Source organism: Vicinamibacteria bacterium, assembly GCA_035620555.1.
Classification (GTDB): Bacteria; Acidobacteriota; Vicinamibacteria; order Marinacidobacterales; family SMYC01; genus DASPGQ01.
This window is the reverse complement of record DASPGQ010000350.1, coordinates 1-9721: the sequence shown is the minus strand read 5'-3', so window position 1 is coordinate 9721 and position 9721 is coordinate 1. Positions and strand designations below refer to the sequence as shown.

Sequence of the window (9721 nt, the reverse complement as noted above, 5' to 3'; positions counted from 1 at the left end):
GAAATCCTGGCGCGAGAATCACCAGTAGCGACGCCATCATCGATTCGGTTCGCGACGCGACGCTGCGGGCCAGGAAGTACACCGCCGCGGCGAAGGCCGCATAGGCAAGGACGGCGCTCGAGGCGAAGCTTACGACCGGGTCGCCCAGAATCGACGCGAGGAGCGCCGTGAGGTGAGCCTTGAGGCTCCCCACGTAGGACCATTTGTAGAGAAAGATCGGGTGGTGCTTTCCCTCGGCGATGTGAAGGGCCATGATGCCCTGGGCGGCGGCGTCGGAGCTGAACAGACCGTAGGACGAAGCCAGGAAAGGCAGACGGCTAAAGAAGGCGAACGAGAACACCGCCAGAGTGATCTTGCCCTCGGTACCCAATCGCAGATTTCCGCGATAGAACCACGTGATCGCGGTCAGCACGACGCCGAGCACGCCGAGCGGGATCATCACCGGCGTGTCGGCGAGCTCTCCACCCAGGTCATGGTCGAACCAGCAGAAGCACAACCAGAGGTAGCTCGCAAGGGTGAACGCGTAGAGGGCTCGAGACCAATTCATCGAATCGAAACGAATCGCGCTAGACTATCTCACTTCCATGCGCGTGCTGGTGCTTCGCAATCCCCGTGCCGGCACCTCGAAAGGAGCCGGTGAGTCGGCGGAGCTCGTAACCAGCCTCGAGCGCGAGGGCGCCTCGGTCGAGGAGCATTCTCCCGGCTCGGGAGAAGATACGAAACGGCTCGCGGCCGGCGCTCTTCGGTTCGACGTCGTCATCGCCTGTGGCGGAGATGGCACGCTCAACGATGTCGCCAACGGCCTGGTGCAGATACCGCGTGCCCAGCGTCCCGCGCTTGCAGTGGTTCCCCTGGGGCGGGGAAACGACTTTGCCGCGGAGATCGGGATCCGAGATCGCACCGACACCTGGCGCGCGATTCGTGCTGGCAAGAGGCGTCTCGTGGATCTGGGACGGTGCGGAGAGCGGGTCTTCCTCGGCATTGCCGGCGCGGGCTTCGATGCCGAAGCGGCTCGACGGGCGAGGGACACCGCGCTCCTGTCCGGCCGCTTGTTGTACACCTACGCGGTCCTGAGGACACTCGTCGGCTTTCGCCCGATACCGGCGAAGGTCCACCACGATGGGGGTGTATTCCAGGGCGACATCACCTTCGCCGCCGTGGGTAACTCATCGCGCTATGGGGGCGGTATGCGGATCACCCCGCAAGCCGACCTTTCCGACGGGATGCTCGACCTGTGTCTGGTACGCGCCATCTCGCCGGCATCTCTTCTTCGCGTCTTTCCGAGCGTTTTCGAGGGCCGGCACCTCGCCCATCCAATGGTCGACTACATCAAGACCCGTTTCGTCGAGATCGAGACCGAGGAGCCTGCCGAAGTCTTCGCTGACGGCGAGCCAATGTCGCAGACCCCGGTCAAGATCGAGATCGCGCCGAAAGAGCTCGAGGTTTACGCGCTTCGGTGAACGGGTGCCTTTCCAACCTTTGAGGTAGTATTTTGGGCCCCATGAGGGAATACGGTTTCATCCAGGCCGATGTCTTCACCGACCGTCCTTTCACCGGCAACCCGCTCGCCATCTTTCCCGACGCCCACGGGTTGACGAGCGACGAGATGCAATCGATTGCCAAGGAGATGAACCTCTCGGAGACGACGTTCGTTCTTCCGCCGACCGAGCGGAAGGCTCAGTTCCGGTTGCGTATCTTTACGCCCGCGGCCGAGCTCCCTCTCGCGGGTCACCCCGTGGTCGGCACGTTCTTCGTCCTCGCCCGTAGAGGACGGATCCCTCTCGAGGACGGGACGAATCGAATCTTCCAGGAATGCAAGGCGGGCGTGCTTCCCGTCGATATTCTCGTCGTCGACGGAGCTGTCGATGGCGTGGTCATGACCCAGTCGCCGCCCCGATTCTTCGACGAGTGTCACGATCGAGCCCTGCTTGCAGCGGCGGTCGGTCTTTCCGAAGACCAGCTCCTACCCGACGACCTGCCCGCCCAGGCGGTCTCGACGACGGTGCCACAGCTGATGGTGCCCTCGCGGTCCCTCGCCCAGCTTGGAAAGATCGAGCTCGACCTCGTGGCATTGAGAAAAGTGCTCCGGGACACTGGCACCGACTCGTTCATGATTTTTTCGCGGGAGTGCGTGAAGCCCGAAAGCACCGTGCACGCGCGGATGTTCGCGCCCACCCTTGGCGTCATCGAGGATCCGGCTACGGGGAGCGCCGCGGGCGCCCTCGGAGCCTATCTCGTTGCCCGCGGACTCGCGCGGGCCGAGCCCACGGCCCGTATCATCGTCGAGCAGGGTTACGAGATGGGGCGGCCGAGCGCGATTCACGTCGAGGTGGACGCCGATCGCGACGGACCGAAAGAGGTTCGCGTGGGAGGCAGGGCGGTCGAGGTCGCCGAGGGGGTTCTCAGGTTCTGAGGACGCGACGCGTCGGCGGAGATTTGCGCCCACTCCGCGGTTAACCTAATCTAGCCGGTAGGCCCTTCGCCTTTGCCGCGGCTCGGAAGAGAAGCGATCGTCGATGCAGAACACAACCGAAACGCCCTTCGAAAGCCCGTCGGGCCGCAACCGCCGGGGACGTGGAGCGGCTCAATGGGTGTTCCCCGCGGCTCTCCTCGCACTGTTCATCGTGACTGCATTTGCCGCGCGACTGGTCAGGAAAGACGGCCTGGGAGACCTCGCGGACGTCGTCAACGACCCCACGAATGGGCCGGTCCAGGGCGGCGTGTTCCGATTCCCGCTGGAGCAGCCCATCCATACGCTCGATCCGGCTCAGGCGGTATTCAGCGTCGACGTGATGCTGATCCAGCAGCTGTACGACGGTCTCACCGCGTTCGACAAGAACTTGAACGTCGTTCCCGCTCTCGCCAAGTTCTGGGAGATCTCTCCCGACGGCAGGGTCTACACGTTCGAGCTGAGAGACGATGCCCGTTTTCACAACGGCCGCAAGGTTACCGCGTTCGATTGCGTCTACAGTTTCGAGAGACTCCTGACGAAGGGTCTCAACGAGCATAACTACCATTACTTCAGTCGCATCGAAGGCGCGGAAGCCTTTCGCCAGGGCCTTTCCAAGAGCGTGAGCGGGCTCGAGGCGGTCGACGAACACACGTTTCGGATTCGTTTCGCGACGCCTTTCGTTCCCGCGCTCTCGGTGTTGAGCATGTACTCGTCGAAGATCCTTCCGCGGGAGGAGCTCGTCTCCGCCGGGGAAGAGTTCTTCCAAGCACCCATCGGGACCGGAGCCTTCCAGTTCGCTCGATGGATCGGGCCTGCGGAAGACCCGGGCGTACCGACCGTCAACGGAGTGCGGCAGGGGTTGAGGCTCGAGGCCAACCCGTATTATCACGAGGGACGTCCGCATCTGGATGCCCTCGTGTTACGCGCCTCATGGAACTCCCCCGAGTTCGAGGGGAGCCCCCGGCCGCTCGACGAAGTCGCCGATTGCGTGCAGACGAACGGGAGCCAGGCCTACGGAGATTGGGTTCCTGTCGAGGTCGATCGACTCCTTGCGATCCGCTATCTCCACTTTCCCAATCAAGTAGCGCCATATAACGATCCGAGAGTCCGTCTTGCCATCAATCTCGCTCTCGACAAGAGGAGCTTTCGCGACTCCCACCGAGCTGCCCGGGGGGTGACGGGCGCGACCGGCGTCGTGCCTCCCGGAATTCCCGGGTTCATCCCCAAGGAATCACCCACCGAGCAGGATCTCGAGCGAGCCCGCGCGCTGCTGGTCGAAGCGGGATATCCCGGCGGCAAGGGGCTACCGCCGCTCGAGCTTCCCGTCCAACGCGGCGAGGCGAACGACACCGACCGGTGTCTCATCTACTGCCTGGCCAGCATCGGAGTCGAGGTGCGGCCAGTTCGAGCCAGTGGCCTCGGCACCGAGGAGGCCTCGGGAGCGAGACTGCAATACAATATCTGGTACGCGGACTTCCCCGATCCCGACAATTTTCTGCGGCCGCTATTCCACTCGTCGGGTTACCGGAACGTATACGGCTACAACAACCCCGAGGTGGATCGCCTCCTTGACCAGGTCTGGTCGGAGACGAGCTATACCGAGAGGAACAAGCTGTACCACCGCATCGAGGAATTGGTCCTTCAAGACGCGCCCATCATTCCCACCGACTACGGTCGGCTTCGCTATCTGCTGCGGCCGAGCGTCAAGGGGTTCACGCTCACCCCTCTCGGCGCGCCGTACATCAAGATGAAAGACGTGTGGTTCGCCCAGGAAGGGCCGGCAACGGAGGTCGAGCTCTAATAATGCCGTTTCCTCCTGGCGCGTCCATCGAACACTAGAGAGAGGCGCCGAGCCCCGATGTGGCGCACCAAGCCTCTTCGCCTTCGCGATCGATTCATCCTCAGCTCGACCGCCCTCATCACCGTCTTGATGAGCATCGTCATCTTCTTCGTCGAGAAAGAGCAGACCGCGGTCCTGCGGGCACGTGCCGAGGAGCACGCGGTCGCGCTCGCCCGGGCGGTGGCGCAGCTCTCCGAGAACTTCCTCAAGTATTACGATCTCGTCGCACTTCAGCAAAACATGGAATATGCCGCCGAGGACGAAGACGTGCTCTTCGCCATCGTCTTCAATCGCAATGCCCGAACGATGGCGGCGAACGAGGAAGCTCGCGAGAGCTTTCCCGCAGAGCTGTTCGAGATCAGCGCGGAGATGGGAAGGCTCGAGCGCGGTCGAGTCCTTCGCGAGGAGATTTCGCTCCCCACGCCCGATGGCCGATCGCTCAGCGTCCTCGAGGTCGTGGCTCCAGTCTTCGTCGAAGAGCAGCTCTGGGGGGCGGTGAAGCTCGGTCTGTCACTCGAGGAAGTCAAAGCGGAGATTCGGCGTATCCGCATCGGGCTCATCAGCTTGGGCTTTCTCGGCCTGACCCTGGGCGCTCTGGGCTCGGTGTTTCTCGCGAGCCGCATCAGCCGCCCGCTCGAGAGTCTGGTCGAGGGCACGATTCGGGTCGCCCACGGTGATTTGCGCCATCGGATCGACATTCCTCCAGGCGACGAGATCGGTGAGCTGGCCGCGAACTTCAACCGCATGACCGCCGAGATACTGGACGACCGGCGAAAGCTCGAGGAGGCGTCGCGCAAGCTCGGCGAGGCGGAGAAGCTCGCGAGCATCGGCCGCCTGGCGACCGCGCTCGCCCATGAGATTCGCAATCCACTCACGGCGGTCAAGCTCAACATGCAGAAAGTCGCCAAACACCCGGCGTTGAGCTCTCTCGAGCGGGAGCAACTCGGCATCGCCGAGAGTGGACTGCAGCAGGTCGAAAAGCTCGTGAAGGACATCCTCAGCTATGCGCGAGCGCCGACTCTCAAGAAGGCAAGCGTTCGCGTGGAGAACCTGCTGGACGAGGCGCTTCGATTCGTCGAAGAGCCAATCGACGACAAGAGGATACGTACCTTTACCGAGTACGGGGAGCTTGCCCCCATTACGGTGGACGCCGATCAGCTGCGACAGGTCTTCCTCAACATCCTGCTCAACGCTACCGAAGCCGTCTCGCCGGGCGGTACGATTACCGTGCGAACGATAATGAGGGATGGCTCGGCGGTGATCGAGATCGAGGACGATGGTGCCGGCATCGACGTGCGCGATCAGCCTTCGGTGTTCGACCCCTTCTTCACCACCAAGAGCCTGGGCACCGGCCTGGGGTTGACCAACGCCCGTAAGGTCGTGGAACTGCATCGGGGGCGCATCGAGATCGCGAGCGAGCTCGGTGTGGGGACCCGTCTAACCATCACCCTTCCCTACGAACCGGATCCCGACGTGGACGAAACGACGAGCGAGCTTCATGAAATCCATCCTGGTCATTGACGACAATCGGCTGATCCGCCAGACGTTCAAGTCCCATCTGACGAGTGAAGGATTCGATGTCGATCTGGCGGCCGACGGGATCGAGGGGGTGGATGCGTTCAAGCGCATCGAGCCCGATCTCGTCATTCTGGACATCCACCTCCCTGGCATACAGGGAATCGAGGTCCTGAAGCAGATTCGGGAGATCGACCCCAAGGCTTACGTCATCATGATCACCGCCTTCGACGACATGAAGACCACGGTGGAGGCGATGAAGCGCGGGGCGTTCGAGTATATCTGCAAACCCATCGATTACGACGAGCTCCTTCTCAGCATCCGCAAAGCGCAGAGGATGCGAGAGATGGACACCAAGCTCGACTACCTGGTCACCGAAGCATCCCAGGCGTGGAGCATGGACAACATCGTGGGCCGAACACCACAGATGCGTGAGGTCTTCAAGACTATCGGGATGCTCTCCCGAAGTACGACCACGGTGTTGGTACGGGGAGAATCGGGTACCGGCAAAGAGCTCGTCGCTCGCGCGATTCACTACAACTCAGTCAATCGGGACGAGCCATTCGTTGCCGTGAACTGCACGGCTCTGGCCGAAGGGGTGCTGGAGAGCGAGCTGTTCGGGCATGTCCGCGGTGCCTTCACCGGAGCGGTCCGCGATAGCCGCGGCAAGATCGAGATCGCCCAAAAGGGTACGCTCTTCCTCGACGAGATCGGCGACGTTTCCCCCAATCTCCAGGCGAAACTCTTGCGGGTGGTGGAGAATCGAGAGTTCTCGCGAGTTGGCGGCGAGAGGGTTCAAAGGACGGACGCCCGGATCGTCGGAGCCACCAATCGTGACCTGGAAGAGCTGGTTCGCGAGGGGAAGTTTCGCGAGGACCTCTATTATCGGCTGAAAGTCGTGGAGATCCGTCTTCCCCCCTTGCGTGAGCGCCGAGAGGACATTCCCGAGCTCGTTGCCTACCTGCTGGAAAAGGTAAATCGTCACCTTCACACCAACGTGAGAAAAGTCCCCGAGAGCGTCATGGAGAGTCTGACGAACTACGACTGGAAGGGAAACGTTCGAGAGCTCGAGAACTCCCTGACGCGCGCCGTCACCCTGGCGCATGGAGACGTGCTCCTCGCCGAACACCTGCCGCTCGTGAGCCGTGACGGCACGCAGAAAGGCCTCGTTGGCGACGAGCTGACCTCGCTGAAAGACATGGAGAGACGGTACATCGCTCGCGTCTTGCGGCATACTCGCTGGAACAAGTCTCGGGCGAGCGAGATCCTCGGCATTACCCGACCGACACTCGACAAGAAGATAAGGGATTACTCTCTCGTCGATCCTCGCAAGCACCGAGACGGTGCGGGGGACGAGGAGCAGACCCTCAGAAGTATGGGTTGAGATAAGCGCGGTCCGTCACCGGGCGTCTTGGCGCTTCTGGACTAGATGGATTCCATCGCGAATGGTGAGGAGTACGTTGTCGACCCTCGGATCGTCGCGGATGATCTCGTTGAGGCGATGAATGGCACGGCTTTCGTCATCTCGGGGGTCGAGGACTTCACCGCTCCACAGGGCGTTGTCGACCGCGATGAGGCCGCCCGCGCGGACGAGCTCGACGAGCCTCTCGTAGTAGCGCGGGTAGTTCTCCTTGTCGGCGTCGACGAACGCGAGATCGAAGGGTCCTTCGAGCCTTGACAGCGTCTCGAGAGCGGGCCCCATGACGATGCGAATCTTGTGCCCGTCCTCGCTTTCGGCGAAATAGCGGCGCGCCACGGCCTCAGCTTCGGGATTGACCTCGCAGGTGATGAGCTCGCCGTCTTCGGGAAGAGCCGACGCCATCATGAGCGCGCTGTATCCGGTGAACGTACCGACCTCGACGATCCGCCTCGCCTTCGAGATCGACACGAGCAGCCGGAGAAAGTGCCCTTCTTCGGGCCCGGTCAACATCTGAGGCGACTTCATCGTCTCGCGGGTCTCTCTCTCCAGCCGGATCAGAAGCTCGGTCGAAGGGCTCGAATGAGCCTCTACGTAACTCTCGATCCTGGGGTCGACGATGGGCTCCATGGAACTCATCCCACGATCTGCACGACGAAATCGCGTGAACGGGGTCGGGTGTCGAAATCCACGAGAATTACCTGCTGCCACGTCCCGAGAAGGAGTCGTCCCTCGACGAAGGGTACGACGAGAGAGGGACCCAGCATCGCGGCACGCACGTGGCTGTGTCCGTTGTCATCGCCCCATGTTTCGTGGTGACGGTAGGTAAGGGCTTGTGGGTAGAGCCTCTCGAAGGCGGCGGTGAGATCGTGCACCAGTCCCGGCTCGTACTCGATGGTCGTGATTCCTGCGGTGGAGCCGGTCACGAAGACCGTGGCCGTACCCGATTCGAGCTCACAGCCCTTTACCGCTGTCGCGACCTTCGCGGTGATGTCGACGACGTGCCCGTTGCCCTCGGTGCGGATCGAATGACGTATGGTGGTGACGGGCACGGCCAGAGGAGATCATAGCTCAACTCGTTCGGGAACAACGGACGTCCGCGGGGAACAACCTGTCGAGCCAAGCGGGTCATCGCGTCACGCCGGGCAAAAGAAAGCGCGGAGACCTCCGGCCTCCGCGCTTTGGAGTTCTTACTGCAGGTAGTCGTGCAACGCTCGGCGGTTTCCGGCTGCCCGCAACCGGCGAAGCGCCTCGACCTCCAGCTGGCGAACTCGTTCTCTGGTGAGGTTGAGGACCTTGCCGATCTCCTCGAGATTGTATTCGGTGTTGAACCCGATGCCGAACCTCATCCGCACGATGAGCTGCTGTCGTGGAGGCAGAAGCTCGAGCGCAGCCCGAACCTTCTCACGCATGTCCCGATCCAGGACGACCTGCCACGGCGTCTCGGACCGCTCGTCGGACTGCAGCTCCCACCGAGGGCTTCCGTCCTCGACCGCTAGAGCGTCCAACGACTCGAGATGGGGGATGGACTTCATCGCCGTTTCCACCTGATGTTCCTGAACCCCGACCTCTTTCGCGACTTCTTTGATGCTGGGCTCCCGCCCCTGACGCTCCTGGAGCTTGTTCTTGGCGCGCGTCGCGACGCGGACCATTTCCAGCTTGTTGATCGGCACCTTGATGGTGCGAGACTTCTGAGACAGGGCTCGGGTGATGGCCTGGCGAATCCACCAAGTGGCATAGGTCGAGAACTTCAAGTTACGCCTTGGGTCGAAACGCTCCACGGCCTGCATCAGACCGATGTTCCCTTCTTGGACGAGGTCGGAGAGCTCCATCCCCATGTTCTTGTACCGTTTCGCGATCGACACGACCAGACGGAGGTTGCTCTCGATCATCTTAGCTCGGGTCTCGTCAAACTCTTTGCGAGCGGACTGACGACCCGCTGCTCGCTTCTTCTCCTTGAGTGCCGCTTCGGAACGCCGCATCGCCCGAGAAACCCGCTGCTCGTCTTCGCGGTTGAGTAGGGGGTAGCGATGCGTCTCCTTGAGGTACTGGCCAAGAACATCGAGCTCCACCGGCGACTCGTCGCTCTCGCTCGTGTCGACCCAGGCGGGCTCGACGTCGACAACTTCTACGTCGAGTTCCTCTTCCGAGACGTCATGCAACGGTGCTCTCATGGTTGGTTCCTTTCTCGCTTTCAATTGCCTATCTACAAATCTCGTGCCAATATGGGGCAGTTACTGCAAACCTTTATGGCTCCTTGGTTTGAGGCCTATTGACCCGGTTCAAGGCAGGCGGTGCAGTATGGAAACTTTACACCAGGTGTCCACTTTCTGCCCTCTCTGTACGTGATGATTAGTCTTACCATATTAGTCATGTATTGTAAAGTCCCTTAGCTCTATACGGTCGAAGGGGGGTGAAAGTTCCAGACCCGCTTCACGAGGTCTTGTTGACAGCCCGCGGCATAAAGTTACAAACTGGCCGCCGTGAGTGGCTCTTC

The 9721-nt window shown here is 61.7% G+C and carries 9 protein-coding genes; 5 read left to right on the top strand and 4 right to left on the bottom strand.

Annotated elements, in window-relative coordinates; genetic code table 11:
• Positions 1 to 547: hypothetical protein (locus VEK15_14290; GenBank protein ID HXV61862.1), on the bottom strand; the 547-nt coding region annotated here is incomplete at its 3' end.
• Between the two features lie 37 nt (positions 548 to 584).
• On the opposite strand from VEK15_14290, the gene VEK15_14285 reads away from it, so the two are divergent.
• The 5 genes from VEK15_14285 (at position 585) to VEK15_14265 (ending at position 7191) form a co-directional block, all read left to right on the top strand.
• Positions 585 to 1460, top strand: coding sequence for a diacylglycerol kinase family protein (locus tag VEK15_14285; protein ID HXV61861.1), 876 nt, complete (start codon positions 585 to 587; stop codon positions 1458 to 1460).
• Positions 1461 to 1501: 41 nt separating this feature from the next.
• A complete protein-coding gene (locus VEK15_14280; GenBank protein ID HXV61860.1) occupies positions 1502 to 2413 on the top strand; it encodes a PhzF family phenazine biosynthesis protein in 912 nt (303 codons plus the stop codon).
• Positions 2414 to 2516: 103 nt separating this feature from the next.
• The gene (locus tag VEK15_14275) at positions 2517 to 4253 is read left to right on the top strand and encodes an ABC transporter substrate-binding protein (protein ID HXV61859.1); all 1737 of its coding nucleotides are present in this window, start codon (positions 2517 to 2519) and stop codon (positions 4251 to 4253) included.
• Between the two features lie 57 nt (positions 4254 to 4310).
• On the top strand, positions 4311 to 5813 hold the full coding sequence (locus tag VEK15_14270; GenBank protein ID HXV61858.1) for an ATP-binding protein: 1503 nt from the start codon (positions 4311 to 4313) through the stop codon (positions 5811 to 5813).
• Positions 5791 to 7191, top strand: coding sequence for a sigma-54 dependent transcriptional regulator (locus tag VEK15_14265; GenBank protein ID HXV61857.1), 1401 nt, complete (start codon positions 5791 to 5793; stop codon positions 7189 to 7191). Before VEK15_14270 ends, VEK15_14265 begins: the two co-directional genes overlap by 23 nt.
• Positions 7192 to 7206: 15 nt before the next feature.
• On the opposite strand, the gene VEK15_14260 is transcribed toward VEK15_14265, so the two are convergent.
• The 3 genes from VEK15_14260 to VEK15_14250 form a co-directional block, all read right to left on the bottom strand.
• Positions 7207 to 7854, bottom strand: a complete 648-nt coding sequence (locus tag VEK15_14260; GenBank protein HXV61856.1) for a class I SAM-dependent methyltransferase — start codon at positions 7852 to 7854, stop codon at positions 7207 to 7209.
• Positions 7855 to 7859: 5 nt separating this feature from the next.
• Complete coding sequence (locus VEK15_14255; GenBank protein HXV61855.1) at positions 7860 to 8276, bottom strand: secondary thiamine-phosphate synthase enzyme YjbQ; 417 nt, start codon at positions 8274 to 8276, stop codon at positions 7860 to 7862.
• 138 nt (positions 8277 to 8414) lie between these two features.
• A complete protein-coding gene (locus VEK15_14250; GenBank protein ID HXV61854.1) occupies positions 8415 to 9398 on the bottom strand; it encodes a sigma-70 family RNA polymerase sigma factor in 984 nt (327 codons plus the stop codon).
• Between the last annotated feature and the right edge of the window lie 323 nt (positions 9399 to 9721).